Source organism: Halorubrum sp. AJ67, assembly GCF_000513435.1.
On record NZ_CBVY010000007.1, the window covers coordinates 14,606 to 31,469 of the forward strand.

16 protein-coding genes and 1 pseudogene are annotated in these 16,864 nt (G+C 57.7%); 6 read left to right on the top strand and 11 right to left on the bottom strand.

Translation table 11 applies throughout. The annotated features are described in order from the left end of the window. The first annotated feature begins 50 nt into the window (after nucleotides 1–50). A complete protein-coding gene (locus BN903_RS07835; protein ID WP_048077216.1) occupies nucleotides 51–1,223 on the top strand; it encodes an alanine--glyoxylate aminotransferase family protein in 1,173 nt (390 codons plus the stop codon). Between the two features lie 24 nt (nucleotides 1,224–1,247). On the opposite strand, the gene BN903_RS16660 is transcribed toward BN903_RS07835, so the two are convergent. The 4 genes and pseudogenes from BN903_RS16660 to BN903_RS07845 form a co-directional block, all read right to left on the bottom strand. Further along, nucleotides 1,248–1,415, bottom strand: coding sequence for a hypothetical protein (locus tag BN903_RS16660; RefSeq protein ID WP_154018091.1), 168 nt, complete (start codon nucleotides 1,413–1,415; stop codon nucleotides 1,248–1,250). 38 nt (nucleotides 1,416–1,453) lie between these two features. Then, nucleotides 1,454–2,736, bottom strand: a pseudogene (locus BN903_RS07840) (MFS transporter). Nucleotides 2,737–2,803: 67 nt separating this feature from the next. Next, nucleotides 2,804–3,439, bottom strand: coding sequence for an IS6 family transposase (locus BN903_RS15795; RefSeq protein ID WP_079890615.1), 636 nt, complete (start codon nucleotides 3,437–3,439; stop codon nucleotides 2,804–2,806). Between the two features lie 270 nt (nucleotides 3,440–3,709). Beyond that, nucleotides 3,710–3,940, bottom strand: coding sequence for a hypothetical protein (locus BN903_RS07845; RefSeq protein WP_195155754.1), 231 nt, complete (start codon nucleotides 3,938–3,940; stop codon nucleotides 3,710–3,712). Nucleotides 3,941–4,128: 188 nt separating this feature from the next. Between BN903_RS07845 and BN903_RS07850 the strand changes: the two genes are divergently transcribed. The 4 genes from BN903_RS07850 to BN903_RS17375 all read left to right on the top strand — a co-directional run bounded on the left by BN903_RS07850 (nucleotide 4,129) and on the right by BN903_RS17375 (nucleotide 8,483). Further along, nucleotides 4,129–5,184: a M42 family metallopeptidase gene (locus BN903_RS07850; RefSeq protein WP_048077217.1), complete on the top strand. Its 1,056-nt coding sequence runs from the start codon at nucleotides 4,129–4,131 to the stop codon at nucleotides 5,182–5,184. A 325-nt stretch (nucleotides 5,185–5,509) separates the two neighbouring features. Then, nucleotides 5,510–5,935 (top strand): twin-arginine translocation signal domain-containing protein, encoded by a 426-nt coding sequence (locus tag BN903_RS07855; protein ID WP_048077218.1) that lies wholly within the window; start codon nucleotides 5,510–5,512, stop codon nucleotides 5,933–5,935. A 765-nt stretch (nucleotides 5,936–6,700) separates the two neighbouring features. Then, nucleotides 6,701–7,699: a site-specific integrase gene (locus tag BN903_RS07860; RefSeq protein WP_048077219.1), complete on the top strand. Its 999-nt coding sequence runs from the start codon at nucleotides 6,701–6,703 to the stop codon at nucleotides 7,697–7,699. Nucleotides 7,700–8,318: 619 nt separating this feature from the next. After that, a complete protein-coding gene (locus BN903_RS17375) occupies nucleotides 8,319–8,483 on the top strand; it encodes a hypothetical protein (protein ID WP_195155755.1) in 165 nt (54 codons plus the stop codon). 32 nt (nucleotides 8,484–8,515) lie between these two features. Here BN903_RS17375 and BN903_RS07865 read toward each other — a convergent pair whose 3' ends face one another. The 6 genes from BN903_RS07865 to BN903_RS07895 all read right to left on the bottom strand — a co-directional run bounded on the left by BN903_RS07865 (nucleotide 8,516) and on the right by BN903_RS07895 (nucleotide 12,904). Further along, complete coding sequence (locus BN903_RS07865; protein ID WP_048077220.1) at nucleotides 8,516–9,073, bottom strand: hypothetical protein; 558 nt, start codon at nucleotides 9,071–9,073, stop codon at nucleotides 8,516–8,518. A 407-nt stretch (nucleotides 9,074–9,480) separates the two neighbouring features. Continuing rightward, nucleotides 9,481–9,705, bottom strand: coding sequence for a hypothetical protein (locus BN903_RS07875; RefSeq protein ID WP_048077222.1), 225 nt, complete (start codon nucleotides 9,703–9,705; stop codon nucleotides 9,481–9,483). A gap of 139 nt (nucleotides 9,706–9,844) precedes the next feature. Continuing rightward, nucleotides 9,845–10,471, bottom strand: coding sequence for a hypothetical protein (locus BN903_RS07880; protein WP_048077223.1), 627 nt, complete (start codon nucleotides 10,469–10,471; stop codon nucleotides 9,845–9,847). 156 nt (nucleotides 10,472–10,627) lie between these two features. Continuing rightward, on the bottom strand, nucleotides 10,628–11,185 hold the full coding sequence (locus tag BN903_RS07885) for a hypothetical protein (RefSeq protein ID WP_048077224.1): 558 nt from the start codon (nucleotides 11,183–11,185) through the stop codon (nucleotides 10,628–10,630). 111 nt (nucleotides 11,186–11,296) lie between these two features. Further along, nucleotides 11,297–11,857 (bottom strand): hypothetical protein, encoded by a 561-nt coding sequence (locus tag BN903_RS07890; RefSeq protein ID WP_048077225.1) that lies wholly within the window; start codon nucleotides 11,855–11,857, stop codon nucleotides 11,297–11,299. Nucleotides 11,858–11,896: 39 nt separating this feature from the next. Then, on the bottom strand, nucleotides 11,897–12,904 hold the full coding sequence (locus tag BN903_RS07895) for a hypothetical protein (RefSeq protein ID WP_048077226.1): 1,008 nt from the start codon (nucleotides 12,902–12,904) through the stop codon (nucleotides 11,897–11,899). Nucleotides 12,905–13,064: 160 nt separating this feature from the next. On the opposite strand from BN903_RS07895, the gene BN903_RS07900 reads away from it, so the two are divergent. Then, nucleotides 13,065–13,349 (top strand): hypothetical protein, encoded by a 285-nt coding sequence (locus tag BN903_RS07900; RefSeq protein WP_228841063.1) that lies wholly within the window; start codon nucleotides 13,065–13,067, stop codon nucleotides 13,347–13,349. A gap of 2,690 nt (nucleotides 13,350–16,039) precedes the next feature. Here BN903_RS07900 and BN903_RS07905 read toward each other — a convergent pair. Continuing rightward, entirely contained in the window at nucleotides 16,040–16,861 is an 822-nt protein-coding gene (locus tag BN903_RS07905; RefSeq protein WP_048077228.1) for an IS5 family transposase, read from the bottom strand. Nucleotides 16,862–16,864 lie beyond the last annotated feature (3 nt).

Consider the following 16,864-nt stretch of genomic DNA (forward strand, 5'->3'; position numbering starts at 1 on the left):
GACGCGGGCGGTTCGTCGGGTTTTTGCCGACGCTCGCCGGAACTGGACGCATGTCAAACCGGCACGCCGCGCTCGACGCGGACGAGCGACCGCCCGAGGTCGGGGAGCTGACCCCGCCGGACCGCACGCTGATGGGTCCCGGTCCGAGCGACGTCCACCCGCGCGTCCTCAAGGCGATGAGCACCCCGCTCGTCGGCCACCTCGACCCCGCGTTCGTCGAGATCATGGACGAGGTCCAAGAGCTGTTGCGGTACACGTTCCGAACGGACAACAAGTGGACCATCCCCGTCTCCGGCACCGGGTCGGCGTCGATGGAGGCCGCGATCGGCAACCTCGTCGAACCGGGCGACACGATGTTAGTCCCGACGAACGGCTACTTCGGCGGGCGAATGAAGTCGATGGCCGAGCGCGCGGGCGGCGAGGTCGTCGAGGTCGAGGCCCCGTGGGGCGAGCCCCTCGACCCCGTCGACGTCGAGCGCGCGTTCGACGAACACCAGCCGGACGTGTTCGGGTTCGTCCACGCGGAGACCTCCACGGGCGTCCGCCAGCCGAACGTCCCCCAGCTGACCGACATCGCGCACGACCACGACGCGTTCGTGATCGCCGACTGCGTCACGTCGCTGGGCGGCGTCGAGCTGCGCGTCGACGACTGGGACGTCGACGTCGCCTACTCCGGCCCGCAGAAGTGCCTCTCGTGTCCGCCCGGCGCGAGTCCGCTGACGCTCAACGACCGCGCGATGGACAAGATCCTCGACCGCGAGGAGCGGTCTCGGTCGTGGTACCTCGACCTCTCGCTGCTTGAGGGGTACTGGGGGGACGACCGCTCGTACCACCACACCGCGCCGATCACGAACGTCTACGCGCTGCGCGAGGCGCTCCGCCTCGTCGCCGAGGAGGGGATCGAAGACCGATGGGACCGCCACCGCGAGGTCGCCGGCGACCTGAAGGCCGGACTTCAGGACCTCGGCCTCGAAATGAACGCCGACGACGAGTACTGGCTCCCGAGCCTGAACGCCGTCCGCGTCCCTGACGGCGTCGACGACGGGGCCGTCATCGAGTACCTGCTCGACGAGTACGACTTGGAGATCGCGTCCGGCCTCGGCGATCTGGAGGGCGAGATCTGGCGGATCGGCTGTATGGGTCACTCCGCCCGCCCGAAGAACGTCGAGTACGTCCTCGCCGCCTTGGAGGACGCGCTGGCGCGACAGGGGTACGAGGCGTAGTCGCGGCCGGTCCTCGCACCGGATTCAGTCTCTCACCGCGGGACCTTTTCGGTTCCGTCCGACGAGGTACGAGCCGTACAGCAGGACCGCGATCCCGACGAGGAACCCGCCGCTCACCTCGCCGAAGAGTTCGAGTATCGCGAGTCCGATAATCGACGTTTGTACTCCGAGGAGTCCGTCTCTGGAGGGCATGTGGCGGCCGTGTGCGCCGCGAGGCGTAAATCGGTCGGTCACCACGCCGAAAGCGCCGCGCGACCGTGGTCGTGGACGAGGATCGCGAGGAACGCGAGGACGCCGGTGATCGCGAACGCGCCGCCGACGTAGAAGACGGAGCCCATGCTCACCTCGACCATCAGCCAGCCGGCGATCAGCGGTCCCGCGACGGATCCGGGCCGCCAGACCAGTTCGCGGATGCCGAAGCTGGAGGCGACGCCGCCGTCGTCGGTCCCCTCGTCCGCGAACAGCGCCATGCTGGCCGGTTCGCGGAAGGAGTCGGCGACGCCGAGCAGTCCAGAGAACGCGACGAGCGGCAGGTACGCCGGCGGCAGATCACCGAGGATCGGAAGCGTCACCCCGGCTCCGAGCGCGGTCCCGATCGCCTCCGAGAAGGGGATCCCCATCGCGATCAGTCCGTAGCCCCCCCGCCGGCGAAGACGAACAGCGATCGGCCGTAGGCGTCGGAGAGCCGACCGGTGAACAGCTGGCCGACCATGTTGGTCGCCTTCTCGGCGGTGACGGTGACGCCGATGGCGATCCCGGTGATACCGAGTCCGCCCGTGGCCATCTCCGTGCTGGCGTAGATCGGGACCCACGTCCGCACCATCGTCACGGCGAAGGCGTACTGGGCGCGGAAGCTGGTCATCGTGAGGATCCGCCGGTTTACCGCGAGATCGGAGAACGGGAATCCCTCGATACGGGTGTCGTCGTCGTCGAGGAACAGCCACGTGACGACCCACGCCGCGACCATCAGCAGCGCGATGATCGTGAAGATGGGGCCGAAGCCGACCGCGTCGTATATCCCCCCGGCCGACAGCGACCCGAGGATCGAGGCCGCGAAGGAGGCGGCGTTCGCCTTACCGATCTTGTCGGCACGCGTCCCGACGTCGGCGATCTGTCCGACCAACGAGAGCGTCATCAGCCCCGCGCCGGTGACCACGAGCCCCTGTAGCGCGCGGACGAGGATGAACGAGCCGGACGAGTCGACGAGCGGGAACAGCGCGTACACCCCGGCTCCGACCGCGAGCACGCCCAACAGGACGGTCCGCTTGTCGAACCGATCGCCGGCCCAGGCGAGGGGGACCACGGCGACGGTCTGCGCGAGCGTGAACCCCGTGGTGTACATCCCGATGATGAACCCGGCCGAGACGGTGACGCCGAGCACCGTCGTCGCCTGCGGGTCGAGCGTGTTGATGTACGTCCCGAGCAGGGTGATGAGCGTGATGAAGCCGAATCCCTCGGCGAAGCGCGTGAGATAGAGGGCCCAGAACTGCGTGCGGCGGTCGGCGTTGCTCACACCCGGATGCGGTCGGACGATTCAAAAGGAGTTACGATTCGAAGGACGGCCCTCGGGGCGGTAGTGTTCAGATAAGCTGATTCCATGCGAAGGCGAACGATCTGAGCCACTCGTTTGCTGTTTCTGCTTTAGCGTTGCTGAAACAGTTTGAGAAACTAGTAGTTCTGCGTTTTACCTCACGAAAGACACGTTCGACGCTGTTCCGATCTCCATGTCGTTCGTATCTAAAGTCGAGATTGTGTTTGTCACAAGCTCGCTGAAGTGGAACCGCGCCATCAACGAGAAAGATCGCGTCTTCTACGTCGTGTTTGTCGCAGAGTTCCGCAAAAAATTGATCCGCTATCACGTTTGTTCTTGTCGGTTCAAGCCGTGTATGTAGCAAATCGTTTGAGTCAGTATCGACAGCAGCGTACAGCCAATACTGCTCATTGTCAAGCTGAATCACAGTCTCGTCAACCGCAACGTGATTCGGACTGCGACCCGTTTCTGGCTGTAGATCGGCTTTGTGAACCCAGTTATGAACGGTCGATCGAACCCGATCAACACCGAATACCTCAAGAAATGAAACAGTATTCGAAAGCGATAGTCCTGATAAATGAAGCTGAATACTGAGCTTCATCAACAGCTCCGGTGTTGCTTCTCTCTCCACAAACTCTAAGTTAATCTCGTCTAAACAGCCGCTGAGGCGGGCGTTTTCGGGCATGAATCACTTTGAAAACGCATCGCCTCACCTTTCAAACCTTATCTGAACACCGCCCTCGGGGCCGCCAGAAGCTATTTCCGTCCACCCGGTCCCGTCCGAACCATGGGAGACGACGCCTGCGACCGGGAGTTCTGCCCGGCGTGTGACCTCGCGGTCGCGTGTACCGACGAGGAGTGTCCCGAGTGCGGAGCGCCGATAGGGCCGCGGGCGAGGTAGCGGGACCGCTGACGGTCCGACCCCAGCGCACTCGTCGAGGAGGGAATCACCGGATCACTCCGTGAGCGGGAGGACGATTCCGAACACGAACGGGGCGAGGAGCATCACGAGGACGCCGAGCAGCTCGGCGTCGACGAGCAGCGTCTGTTCCCACTCCGGGACCGGTGCGCCCGTCGAGCGGAGGTAGAGGTCGCCGACCAGTCCGAACGCGAAAAGCACCGCGCCGACCCCGAACGTCCGTTTCGTCGCGCGCGAGTAGTCGATGTCACCGTAGCGTCCCACCATACCGGACGGCTTGGTCGTCGCGGACACAAATACCTCTCGGAGTCGCGAGTCACGCGGCCGAGCCGGCGGTCTCGGTCAGGGGGTTGTCGTCGAGACGCCAGTCCGCCCGCTTGCCCGTCCCGCCGGTGAGTCGCACCCGTCCTGCCGGAACCCCTGCGTTTTCAGGCGCGAGCCGCCAGCGTCCGAACGTGACCGCGAACGCGACGTTCGATTTCGACCTGCTGGCGCGCCTGACTGACGCCCCCGGTCCCGTCGGCTACGAGGATCGGGTGCGCGACGTCGTGCGCGACGAACTCCCGGCCGTCGACGCCGTGCGATCGGACGCGATGGGGAACGTCGTCGCGACCGTCGAAGGGAGCGCGGACCCCGACTACGAGGTGCTCGTCGCCGCGCACATGGACGAGATCGGGCTCATCGTGAGCCACGTCGACGACGACGGGTTCCTCTCCGTGGAGCCGCTCGGGGGCTGGAACCCGGACGCGCTCCGCGGGCACCCGGTCACCGTCCACACCCGGGACGGCGACTACGACGGGGTGGTGGGAATTAACGCCGCGCACACGGCCGCGGAGGAGGCCCCGGAGGAGTGGACGCTCGACGACGCCTACGTGTTCACCGGTCTCGACCCCGACGAGGCGACCGAGGCGTTCGGCGTCGGCGACGTCGTGACGTTCGACAGCGACCTCCGCGAGATGGGCGAGTGCGTCTCCGGCTCCGCGCTGGACGACCGGGCGGGCGTGTATGCGATGTTGGAGGCCGCGCGGCTCGCCGACCCGGACGTGACCGTCCACTACGCCGCGACGGTCCAGGAAGAGGTCGGACTGCGGGGCGCGGCCGCCTTACGCGTCGACGTCGACCCCGACCTCGTCGTCGCGCTCGACGGGACGCTCGAACAGTCGTACCCCGGCGTCGACCCGTCGAACGCGATCACGACGCTCGGTGACGGCGTCGGAATCAAGCGGAAAGACGCGAGCGTCATCCCGACGGCCGAGGTCGTGGAACGGTTCGAATCGGTCGCCGAAACCCGCGACATCGCCTTCCAGCGCGAGGTGTCTTGGAACATCGGGACCGACACCGCCGCCCTCCAGAACGCTGGAGGCGCGCGCCCCGTCGGCGCGCTCTCGATCCCCGTCCGGTACCACCACTCCGCCGTCGAGACGGCCGACGCGCGCGACGTCGAGGCCGCCGTCGACCTGCTCACGGCGTTCCTCGACAGCGAGGACGGTACGGACTACGCGCCGGACTGACGAGGCGGGATGCGGTCGACATGAGTAGAGCCAGTTTCACTGAAATTCTCAGCAGTTGACGGTGTTAGGATTATGTCACTCGCGGACGAACAAATATCGGCGTACCACATCGACATGGGGTACCCTGTACTGATCGATTAAGGCCGTGAAAATATCAACTCCCAAGTATTTTATCAGATCCAACAGATACTATTTTAATTACTTTCTGTGGGATTGTAGCGATAACGCTGATCCGGCACACCGGACCGAAACAGCCGCACGCTAGCGTTTGTGTTCGCTGTCGTCTAGTCAGAGTTTTTAACTAGTCTGTCGTGTTCGCGTCAGTATGCAAAAATCTCGACGGGACGTGTTGAAGGGTAGTGCAGGGACGACACTTCTCACTGGATTGGCGGGATGTTCAGCGAGCGATCGGATTCCGCCCAGTTTGAATCCGCTCGGGGATGCACCGGCGATCAAATTCAGGTTCGACGGCTTTGCTGGGCAACGCTACGAGATCACCCATACTGGTGGTGATACTGTAGATGCTACCCGTGTCCGTGTACAATATACGGAGGTTGACAGCGGGGAGCAAAAATACATCAAGTGGAATCTGTTTGGTAAAGTGAACTCAGAGCTGGACATCTCTCCAGACAAGACACTCACAACGCCAACAGGGGTTGAAGGCGGAACCAAGATTCGTGTGATCTGGGTACCGCAAAACGGCGACGATAACAGAACGATTGGTGTGTACGAAGTTCAGAAGCTGGATTGAACCGATTCACAGATCGAAATCAATGATCCGGTCTTGGGCGAATCTGTTGAAATCCTTCGGGAGCGATAGCGTTGTTCCCCCAATCGCTTAGTATCGGTGACGTAGTGATTGATCTGCTGAATTTGAGTGCGGTGGCGCGTGCCTGCTCGGCCGCGATGCGGCCGAGCAGCATGCGCGAGGGAGTCGACCGGTCGGAGCAACGCGGAGACCGGTCGACGAGGCTGGGGAGGTGTGAGGTGCGGTGCTGTTGTAAGGTGGGATTCGAAGGGGCAGTTGCGAGGCGGGCGCGGGCGTTCACGAGGGCAAAGCTCTCGTGAGCCAATCAGAACGCTCCGCGTTCTGATGACGACGCAAGCACCGCAAGGAGAGAGCAGAGCTCTCTCTCGTCATCACGAGATGCCGGAGTCGTCTCAAACGACCCGAGCGTGCGCCCACCTCGCGGCTGGGGCCTCGGTGGTCGTGTCGATCAGTGATTTACAAGCACGCTTAAACGATCAAATAACTCTGTCAAAATGAATGGGGTCGGTCCTCAATAGAGCCACGGGTCCGCACTTCCTGATCGGCAGACTCGCTGGTAGACGCTGAGAACGCGTTTGTGAGAAGCGGGCCGGGCGCGATTTGAGACACCACGGGGCGCGTAGCGCCCCTACCCCAGCGCCCTGCTGCGCAGAACGCTGGGGGCAGCCGACGGCGAGTCCGTCGCGAGATCGTCCTCCCCGACGAGAAACTGAGTGGGCCCAGGACACCGGGCATCGTCCTCGGATAATGTCCGAATTAGAACCTCTCGAACCTGAAAAAGCTGTAGAACTGTACCTAAAACACCGATCAGACGAGCTCGCAGAGTCGTCCTTGAACGCACACAGGCTCCGCCTCAAGCACTTCGTCCGGTGGTGTAGAGAAGAGAACATCCACAACGTCAACGAACTTACTGGGCGTCGGCTCCACGAGTACCGGCTCTGGAGAAAGGACGACGGTGGCCTCAACCGGGTATCTGTGAGGACGCAGATGAGTACTTTGCGGGCGCTGATGATCTTCCTAGAGCAGATTGATGCCGTCCAGGTGGGGCTCAACGACTCTGTGGATATCCCCACTCTGGACGCAGACGAGGGTGTGCGCTCCGTCCACATCGATAACGAGCAGGCTCAGCGAATTCTATCTCACCTCGAAAAGTACGAGTACGCGTCTCTCAGACACGTTCTAGTACTCCTGCTGTGGCGCACTGCGATCCGGACGGGTACAGCCCGTGGCATTGACGTATCTGACGTCGATCTTGACGACGGATTCATTGAGATCCGACACCAGCCTTCAAGCTCAACCCCATTGAAAAATAAGCGAGACGGGGAGAGGTATCTTAATATCTCTGAGAAGACATCTAGTATCCTCGCCGACTGGATCAACAAGCGCCACCCCGAAACAGAAGACGATCACGGACGTACTCCACTTCTGGCGACGAACTACGGCCGTATAAGCAAAGGCAACCTTAGAAAACAGGTGTACTGGGCTACTGCGCCCCAATTCGTCGGTGACGACTGCTCCTGTGATGCTGACGAGCACGGGTACGATCTGATCCACGAGTGCGACGACGCCGTCAGTCCGCATGCACTTAGACGAGGCTCAATAACAATGCATCTGCGCGAGGAGGTGCCAAAGCCAGTAGTGTCGGAACGCGCCAACGTCTCATCTGAGGTTCTCGACGCACATTACAACGAAACCTCACTGAAAGAGCAGATGGAACTGAGGAAGAAACACCTCGATAACATATAAATTAGGCATCAACACCAGCGCCAACACGATCTGTTGGCCTCTGACACTCGTTTGTTGGAGCTAAATTGACGATAAAGTTGCTCTACACCAAGAAATCGCCCGATCAACGTCAGAGACAACAACGTCTGTTGTTGGTGGAGAAAACGGTGTAGGCGTGGGGAGCACGGCAGCTGACGGGTAGTCTACATTAATGTGTGATGTCATACCATACTACGTAACGTTTGTCGCCTATTCTGTCGCTCTATAAATAACATATTTTTAACCCAATACAACATAGAGTGCCGTAGGGTAGTTGTGTAGAGACGGACGAGGCGGAGTCGGCCGTCGAGGATGGCGACGAATCAGTGAGAGACACGTCTGTCATCCCACCGAGATACTGCGACTGTCTCGCCCGCCCACGCCTTATTCGTCACCAACAACGAGCGTTGTTTGCGCTGACGTTGTTCTTTGATTTTCGAGCAGTCGAAACGCTCTATCAACGAAATAGTGCCAACACATGGCCGTTGGCGAACAACAGATCGTGTTGGTGCTGACGTTCGCGACGATGAAAATGGAATATCTCTCGGAGTAGACTGTAACAGAACTGATTAGTCACTAGGATAAGCGAAAAGAGTACGTAATGTCATCAGATACCAACACGGCTGGCAGCTGTCCGGTTTGTGAACAAGAGTACAAGGGTGAAGAAGATGTCACCGACAACAAGACAGTCCCCCTACCTGATGCTAATCACATCTGCTTCCTGGATGGGAAAGTGTACATCCACATGGAGAATCAAAACGAATAGGATTTTAACGGAGTCAAGAGTGGAGAGTCGTCTCAGTCTGGCAGTACTGAGTCGTCGTTGACGACTAGTCGATTGCCGTCTCCGTCTGAGACGTGTTCGACGGCGTCACCAGCCATCGAGGCGAGTGCGTCGGCAGCGCGATCGAGTTGCGCCCACGCCAACGATTCCTCGAGCTCGTGCTCTACCGATCGCTGGAACGTGTCGTCTGAGATGCGGACTCCTCGTGGGCCTCCGCAGCTAGCAGTGTAATGGGCCATCACCAACGCCCGCTGCTCGGCAACTGAGTAGCGCTCTTCGATGACGGTGTCTGATTGCTGGAGAGCAATCTCAAGCTCGGTGGCGTCGCTAACGGACGACTGTGTTGACTCGAGATCGTGGATCCGTTCGTGTGCCTTCCGTGCGAGGTTCGTTGTTGCCTCCAGCTCCGAGCGTAACTGTTCGTTCTCCTCGCGGAGTGAGTCCAACTCGTTGCTCAGTCGGCGCTGTTCCGCCTGGAGCGAAGCGATCACGTCTGCGCCGACGTCGTCCTCGTCGGCTCCTACTGGGGCCTCCGGTGCGTCCGACGTTGTCGGTGTGTTTTCTGTTGACATGTATGCGACGACTCAGTCCCAGCTCGCGGACGACAGAGCAGCTGCTCGAAGCACCGGTGTGCTTTTGCCCTATCGTGCACAAAATCAGGTTGCTGTCGGGAGCCTGATTCAGCGCTTCCGCGCGGGGAGCCAACACTCCCCGTTTGCTGTGATGTTGTTCCTGAGTCACTTCTTCATTAACAGCAGTTTGGCTTAAGCTTGGCGCAAATCGAGTTAACGTCAAAGCCACAAGATAGGTATCTCAGCCCCATATACCGGACAATTACGGATCACTGTATAGTCCACATCCTTAGTAGGAATGTCTCCCGTTGGCTCCGGCATCGGCTCCGGTTCGTCGACGTAGAGTGAGTAATTAGTATGTGAGCCAGCATACGCGTTCTTCTCGACGGCCTCTTCCGCACCCACACTCACATATCGGCATCACCCGACACAGTGTTTTCAACCTCCTCGATGGTGGCCACTATCCCATCAATACGATCCGGATCAAGCCCGTCTTCCTTGAGGGCAACCCTGACAGCTTGAGTGGTAACCATCTCATCCACGAGTCCGCGGAGTATGTCTCCTTGATTCCGGTGTAGTATGGCGTTCTCTTTGCGAATGAAGTCATCAAGTTCTTTTTCTCCGTCTAACATTTGCTGATCCGAACCAACCAGTCAATCTTTCCGCTTCGCAACTTAAAATTTCTCAATATTGATAATACGGTACTTTTGTTGGTTTATCAAGATGGACTGACGGTGCCGAGTGCGACGGGATCAGTCTAACCGTCGAGTCTTAACGGACGACGTGGTAGTCCTCATCTTCTGTGAGTTCGTCGCCAGTTGGCTCCACCATATTGCGTAGATCGTCACACGCAACGTCGTAATTGATCCAGTCTCCACCTGGCGCGTCCTTGAGGTTTGACTCCAGGATGACTTCGTCGGCGTACTCCCACCCGCGAATTTTCACACAGGACAAGTCGTCGGGGACATAACAAGAAATGTATACTTCTGGGAGAACTGTTGTGAATCTCTCAGCGTGATCCTGTTGAACCATAATCGAAGCACCAGGCCCATCGTAGGTGGCCGACTTGACGTCTACCGTGCGCGTCTCGCCCTCAATCCGCATCTCAGTATCTACCCCACCGTCCCCGCTGGCAGAAACTGACGTATCGATTGACGCCGACTCGTAGAGGCCTGCTATCGCCAGTTCGCCGGCAAAACCGATTTCGTGCTTGCTAGCCGAGTCCCCGTCACCCCAAATCTCGTTCGTCGTCTTGCCCTCCTCGTAGGAGGCGTTGCGATCCCCTGCCTGTGATGCGATGAACTCGCGATTATCGTCGGTGAGTGGCACTGTGATGGAACCTACCGTGTCGTTTGAGTCGTCACTATCGCCGTCAGTAAAGCAATCTGTCAGATTCATTCTGCGACAAGAGGGCCTGACACCGCAGTCAGGTGGTTAGCGAGTTAGTCCGATGCGAGGACGACGACGGCGAGAAAAGCCGTCAGGAACGCAGCCACACCGACGTGAATGGTGCTGAGTGCCATCAGCCCGATGACTGCGGGGAGGACAAGGGCCTCACTCATTGATGACTCCGATTAGCGTGTGTTTGATCTCGTCCAGACGCTCGGTTGCCACCCAAGTCGACGGATGGCCTCGTGGATCGTTCGTCATGTCCAGGAGTCCGGCCTCGTTCAGAACGCCCAGGCTTCGAGGCGCAATCTCTGCGTCCTTGAGCTCGCGCAATTTCCATCCGACTCCGGCCTGTGGAATCTCGAACATCGATTTTCCGATAGAGAACAGCGCTTCCGACTCCTCCTCCGTGATTTCGATGTCCTTGGGGACAGCATCGAGGAGACGACTGGCGCGATCAGTCACACACCAGTCGGCCACTGCGCCCATATTGCGCGAGGTGTCTCGTTCGAGGAGAAACGCGGAACTGAGAACGCAGATGTCGGAGAATGAAACGTCGTCACGAAATCGGAGACGGAACCATCCATCGCCCTCAATGTCCTCCAGCAAATCACGGTATTCCGTGACGACATCGAGGACGCCGACAAGTTCGACTGCTGCCTCGGCATCAGTTAAATTAGACGTGCTGTACTCCACATCATTACTGCTGATGTCAATCGACATTGCGACGTCCGCCCGCACTGCGCTGCTGAATCTCGCTTTCTCACCACCCCTCGCTATGTGATCCGTAGTCGGGTGGACTATGTAAAGGGAGTATGGGTTCTACCATACCCCTTACGCTTGGGCAAATCCGTAGATCAGCGACTGGAGTTGCTCGAGTCGCCGAGTGGACATCCACATGTCCGACTGATTACTCCCAGCTTCGCCAGCTGAGACGAGTTGGATCAGTCCACCATCGAGTAGGAGTCGGAGTCCCCTATCACTGACATCTACCGTTAGATCCTGTTCTGCCCACTCAATCTGCCGTCCAGGTATATCCCAGATGTCTCCTGCCACCACGAATAGTGCCCCAACTTCGACGCCATCCAACTCGCCATCCTCTGGGATCGAGTCGAAGAGGTACTGGGCCCGGCCGGTTGCCCGGAAGTCAGGCTGCTCTTCTCCACCGTTGGATCGGCTCTCAATGAGTCCAGCAGAGTCTAACTCCGCGAGAGTGTTCTCCTCGACATCGTTACGCAGTTTTAGGCGAAACCACTGTCTCTCGTCCTCAACCATCATGCGAAGTAGATCTCGGTGGGAGTCCAATTTGTCGACGGCCTCAACGAACTCAAGCATAAGCGTCTGATCAACCAGTTTACAGCCCGATTCGATCTTGTTGTCGAAGAAGTCCGACATTTGCGACAAAACTCTAGCCTGTGTGTCTCTTACAGGTGGTTAGCGCGCTTTGCGCACCGTCATTCTGACGTAGTCCGGGCGGGTTTGTACCTTCGTCCGCCGTGCTAGATCTGAACTCATAAAGACTGAGATGATATCTGACTCAGTGTAGTCATGGTGGGACAACATCCCGGCTTCGTCCGCCCACCAGCATATCTTACTAGCGAGTGACATATCTCCTCTCGATCTGTCGTTTCCGAACTGGGCCAGAGACATACTGTCTCCTCGCTCGTATAGATCCTCAGCAGTGTCGTCGTGAGAAGTCATAGCATCGACGAGTTCCTGATTTTTGTCGCTGAGAGAACCCTGGGGCTCGTAATCGATATCGTCTCCATCGTCGCTCTCGGCCTCGATGTCGTCCGAGTCTCTCTCCGAATTGTAGATGTGTTGGTAGGCAGACATCATCCCATCCATCTCCGCTATCTCAGTTAACGAGGACTGAACACGCCTGCCAGAGAAGCTAACGCCACGGTTATTATACGTCTCAATTTCTCCTTTGATAGTGTAGTCGTCGTCGAGCCCTTCCGAATCACGCAAAATCAGGTGGCACCCCGAGCCCGAGGGAGACACCTCAGCGTACGTCGAGCCCCCCAAATCTCCGAGGATGTCTGTTGCGAGTTCGTCCAACTCTCCATCATCACTAACCACACCATCGAGATCTATACAGCTGAGTCCATCCTGCGCGCCGAGGATCAGCATCGTCCCATCCAGGGCTTCGTCGTGGGGGAACTCGCGACGACTTTCCTCCACGTTGGCCAGCGCTTCCTCGAAGTTGACGAGGTGCTTCTCCTCCGGATCGTGTGAATTGATGTAGCGGGGCTTCGCGCTGATTCCAGAACAGGGGACACGCCGTCCGTCATCAGTGTTCAGATAAGCAGCCCACACTGCTTCGTCGACAATCGACTCTGGAACGTGGAAGCTGCCCTCTTCGACAACGTCGCCCGCAACCTCGCCGATAGTTTCTGAACCGCCCTGTGCTGCCTGTTGAGTATTTGACTGCGCACTCATTTGCGACTTCGCCAGCACCGAACTGCGACTTCTCGCTTTCTCACCACCCCTCGCTATGTGATCCGTAGTCGGGTGGACTATGTAAAGGGGGTGTGGATGCTACCCAACATAGCCCGATAGACTACATTTCCACATCTCGTATGTACCTACCCAGCAGTCGGTGTGGCTTAATTGTGTCTACGTCGCTATGTTTTCAGATTTAGTAACTGACGAGATCCTCCTTGGTATCGCGATTGGCCTCGTGTTCGACGAGGTTGGGCGGAAACTCGTCCTGAGTCGCGTCAGAACTATCCTCGGTGCCGAGGAGTGCGCAGATGTCGACGACGACTCGGACAGCAGGGATGATACCGCAACTAGGGGTGACAGCACCAGCGCCCACACCGACACAGCCGACTACTTTGATCCCACTGTGGCTGGCGGTGCGGATAAAGTGCGCACCCAGTAGGGACTCACCGGGTGCCTTGTGTGGACGCACACGTGCGCAAGCAGAGACACAGTTGATGCTAGGTGTAGTGACGTCTCTATCTGTTCGCTCTCTACAGTGACGTGAGGCGGACTGAGTCGTATTTAAATAGATCTGAGATCGGCCGGTAGAATAGTGTGGTTCTGACTGGCCATCCCAGAGTTAATAACAAAAGTGAAATCAATAACAACTTTGGGATAGCACAACCAAGCCCTCGCTCCCCCCTGACTGATCCCGACTCTTCCCCGAAACCCCCAGGTTCGACACCGACAAGCAGGGCCCCTCAGCACGACTGAGTTGCGGACAGTCGAGCCTAGGCACCAGCCGACGTTCGACATCGATTGGGCCCGATCTGGTACTACCTGTGAGCATAACCCACGCTATCCCAGTATGCTAGCCCCCGAGAATATAGATCAATCCGTACGTCGTCATGCGTTTTGGGAGTAAATCCCGACGTGTAGGCCCACAAAATACCCGGTGAGACGGTACTTATTCTGATAAGTTGTCTGAATAAGGACGTAATTGACGTCGATGTCTCAGGACGGATCGTCACTCAGTAGGGACGGACGGTGAGTTGTCACAGGTGTTTTTGTGTGAGATCAGACATCGCCCCCAATGATACCCTATCTGTCTCACCCATCACCAGTCTCTCCCACTCAGCCAGTCGGGCTCCACGATTCGATTTAACCAACGATGGGTGCGCATCTACCGTTGTGTTGGTTAGCTCAAACCTAATCGCTTGATATCGACGTTGTAGCTGCGTCAAAAGCCGACGAAAAATGCGGAAATGTGGGGTTCAATCGTTTATAACAATCAGAATTGCGGAAGTAGCGGAAGTGGGGGTTCAGATTCCAGGTTGTTCGACTAACAGTGTGTCGGAGTAATTAGGGAAAAGTGGTGTCCGCTGTTTATATACTGGTGGGTGATTCAGGAAATTACGGAATTAGGGGTTCAGATTCCAAATCGTTCCACTAACAGGGTGTCTCGCGGTAACAATAGAAAACTGGTGTGTGGGTGATATATATACGTGTCGGACACATGAAACACTCGCAACACTCGAAGTGGTAGTTCTGTCCTTAACTAGCGCCAAGGTGGAACCAACCGATCTGTTGGTTAACCCCGATTGATCGCCTACTTGAGCTCAACGTTGACGCCCCGCAGCTATGCCTCGTCGATCTTGACGACGTCCGTAGTACTCCCCAACAAACAATCAATCTGATAGTAGTACCCGAAGTATCACTTTTCGCATATAATCGTCTGCTGGAGTTGGTATACTAATTCTGATAGTATACTCCGATATATCAGTTTTCTTAAACAGTCGCAAATGCCGAACCAAGACACGATCAGTTGCCCCGATTGCGGGAACGGTAGAGTCCGCCTGGATGGTGGATGTCCAATATGTCTCAGCTGTGGCTGGACTGAATGTGCCTAGCCCACTCTCTCAGTTCGATGGAGAGGCACCTGATGTCCGCTGACAGCTATCTCGGTGGCTCCCAAGTGGTGCGCATCATCTCCCTCAACCAGGACACTTAGAGAGCAACTCACGGCCTCCTTGTGTGTCCAGCAATCTCTTCAGAGATTGAACCTAACACAAGCCGGAATCCAATACCTCTGACATCCTCTCTAAGCGCGTTAGTTTTTCGATACGATACTTCCCACATCCTGGCCCCACCAAAGCCAACAGCGACGACGTGAGGTGGCACACGATGGATGTGAGTACCCTAGAAAAGACAGAAATCTCGGTTGGGCCCGACTCAGCCTGCTGTGATGACTGCTGGATGGGTACCGAACTGGGCTGCCCCTCACGCGGGACGCGCTGCTTTGTTGTGTTGTAACTGATGTATGAGTAGGTTACAACCCCACAGCTACACAATTAGGGCCCAACTTGTGAGATAGGTAGGGGCCGAGCTGGTGTTCCCACAGGTTGTTGTGTTTGTTGTTGAATTAGTAGTTGTACAGTCACAGCATACTGAGTAGTAGCTGAGTACGACAGGGTACAGGGTTGTTTACGACTAATAGTAGAGTAGAGGCCAATAGAGACAGGCTAGTGGACAACTTAGTCCAGGGTTGTGGGCGACAGAGTCCAGAATAGAGTCGAACAGAGCTCTCAGTCGGATACAAGCTGGCCAGGTGGTGGACGACTCAGCCTGGGTTTGTCGACGACTCTCTGACGTCCAGATCGACAGATTTCTCGCGCCGATTTCCAGCACCATCTGGCTATTCAACCACTACCTATAATTTATCTTATGTACCTAAGATTTCTTATACTTTTCTCACTACAGTTCCACCACCACTGATCGCCCAGTCGTCCCCGAATTAGCAGCGCGCGATTTTTTGCCGGCGTGCGTTCGTCGACGTCGACTGTGCGCGCTTCGAGCTCCACCTGTCCGAGTTCGCGGGCTAGCGTGGACGTCCTCACCGAGTGGGTTCCAGTGAGGGCGACGTCGAGTACCAACACAAACAACCTGTGCCAACTCAAACTCGGTGACTACTCATCACAGGTGTGTCGCCACTGAGTCCTTGGGCGTTAAGTCTACATACGCGATAGTGTCTATGAGTCTGAATGCATTCCTTTCAACAGGTGAGTAGATACATCTCCATCCATTTGTATTGGATTTGGGTGCTCCTGTTGAATTCTTTGGCTCTGTAGTTTCGGTACACTGCGGCGGATTTCACGGGTATCGGACGCTCCGACGGAGGTTGTAGACGGTAGCTTTCAGCAGCATTTCGCGGAACTCTAACCACCAGCTTCGCGCACGCACGGCGGAGCCGAGCGTGCGCTTGATCGACGAGAAGACAGCTTCTGACATGGAACGCTGGTGGTACCGATCACCGTCCATGCGGGCGTTGTGGGCGTGATCGAGTGGATTCATGATCCGGTGTTTGATCAGCGGTCTGATGCCGTTTTCGCGGAGTTCATCGCGGAAGGCTTTGGAGTCGTAGCCGCGATCAGCAGCGAGGCTCCGCAGGTCGCCGGCGTTGCGCCGAGCGACCTGCGGGCCGATCTTCGCATCGTGTTTCTTGGAGGTCGTCGAGTGGATGTCGGTGATGTACAGCGTCTCGACATCCACGAGAGCGGTGACTTTCAGCGCTCGAACGCGGTAGTTCGTGCGGTTAGCGTAGTGGCGGCTGGGCTGATCACGGTCAAAGCCAGTCGAATCGATAGCAGCGTGGCCGGTGCATTTCTCGGCTGACGCCCCGAGAAACGCACGCCACGTCTTGGTCGGAATTCGCTCAAACCACGTGCGAAGCACCGTGTAGTGTGGAAGTCTGGTGAGTCCGATCTCTTCAAGGACGCCGGGCATTTCTGAGAGCAAATCCACCGCAACGCGGTAGGATTTGGCCAGCTCGATGCGGAGTGCATGCACGGTGAGCATCGCCCACTCGGCGAACCCGCCTCCCCCTTCGGGGTCGGCGGGCTCGTCCGGATTAGCGACAACTGATTTAGCCTTAGCCACCGTAACACGCGTGAAGAGACGGATTTCGGATGTCACACC

What these genes read in the sequence shown, in the direction of transcription:
- BN903_RS07835 (WP_048077216.1), top strand. Translation starts at nt 51, where the DNA reads ATGTCAAACCGGCACGCCGCGCTCGACGCGGACGAGCGACCGCCCGAG.
- BN903_RS16660 (WP_154018091.1), bottom strand. Translation starts at nt 1,415, where the DNA reads ATGCCCTCCAGAGACGGACTCCTCGGAGTACAAACGTCGATTATCGGA.
- BN903_RS15795 (WP_079890615.1), bottom strand. Translation starts at nt 3,439, where the DNA reads ATGCCCGAAAACGCCCGCCTCAGCGGCTGTTTAGACGAGATTAACTTA.
- BN903_RS07845 (WP_195155754.1), bottom strand. Translation starts at nt 3,940, where the DNA reads ATGGTGGGACGCTACGGTGACATCGACTACTCGCGCGCGACGAAACGG.
- BN903_RS07855 (WP_048077218.1), top strand. Translation starts at nt 5,510, where the DNA reads ATGCAAAAATCTCGACGGGACGTGTTGAAGGGTAGTGCAGGGACGACA.
- BN903_RS07860 (WP_048077219.1), top strand. Translation starts at nt 6,701, where the DNA reads ATGTCCGAATTAGAACCTCTCGAACCTGAAAAAGCTGTAGAACTGTAC.
- BN903_RS17375 (WP_195155755.1), top strand. Translation starts at nt 8,319, where the DNA reads ATGTCATCAGATACCAACACGGCTGGCAGCTGTCCGGTTTGTGAACAA.
- BN903_RS07865 (WP_048077220.1), bottom strand. Translation starts at nt 9,073, where the DNA reads ATGTCAACAGAAAACACACCGACAACGTCGGACGCACCGGAGGCCCCA.
- BN903_RS07875 (WP_048077222.1), bottom strand. Translation starts at nt 9,705, where the DNA reads ATGTTAGACGGAGAAAAAGAACTTGATGACTTCATTCGCAAAGAGAAC.
- BN903_RS07880 (WP_048077223.1), bottom strand. Translation starts at nt 10,471, where the DNA reads ATGAATCTGACAGATTGCTTTACTGACGGCGATAGTGACGACTCAAAC.
- BN903_RS07885 (WP_048077224.1), bottom strand. Translation starts at nt 11,185, where the DNA reads ATGTCGATTGACATCAGCAGTAATGATGTGGAGTACAGCACGTCTAAT.
- BN903_RS07890 (WP_048077225.1), bottom strand. Translation starts at nt 11,857, where the DNA reads ATGTCGGACTTCTTCGACAACAAGATCGAATCGGGCTGTAAACTGGTT.
- BN903_RS07895 (WP_048077226.1), bottom strand. Translation starts at nt 12,904, where the DNA reads ATGAGTGCGCAGTCAAATACTCAACAGGCAGCACAGGGCGGTTCAGAA.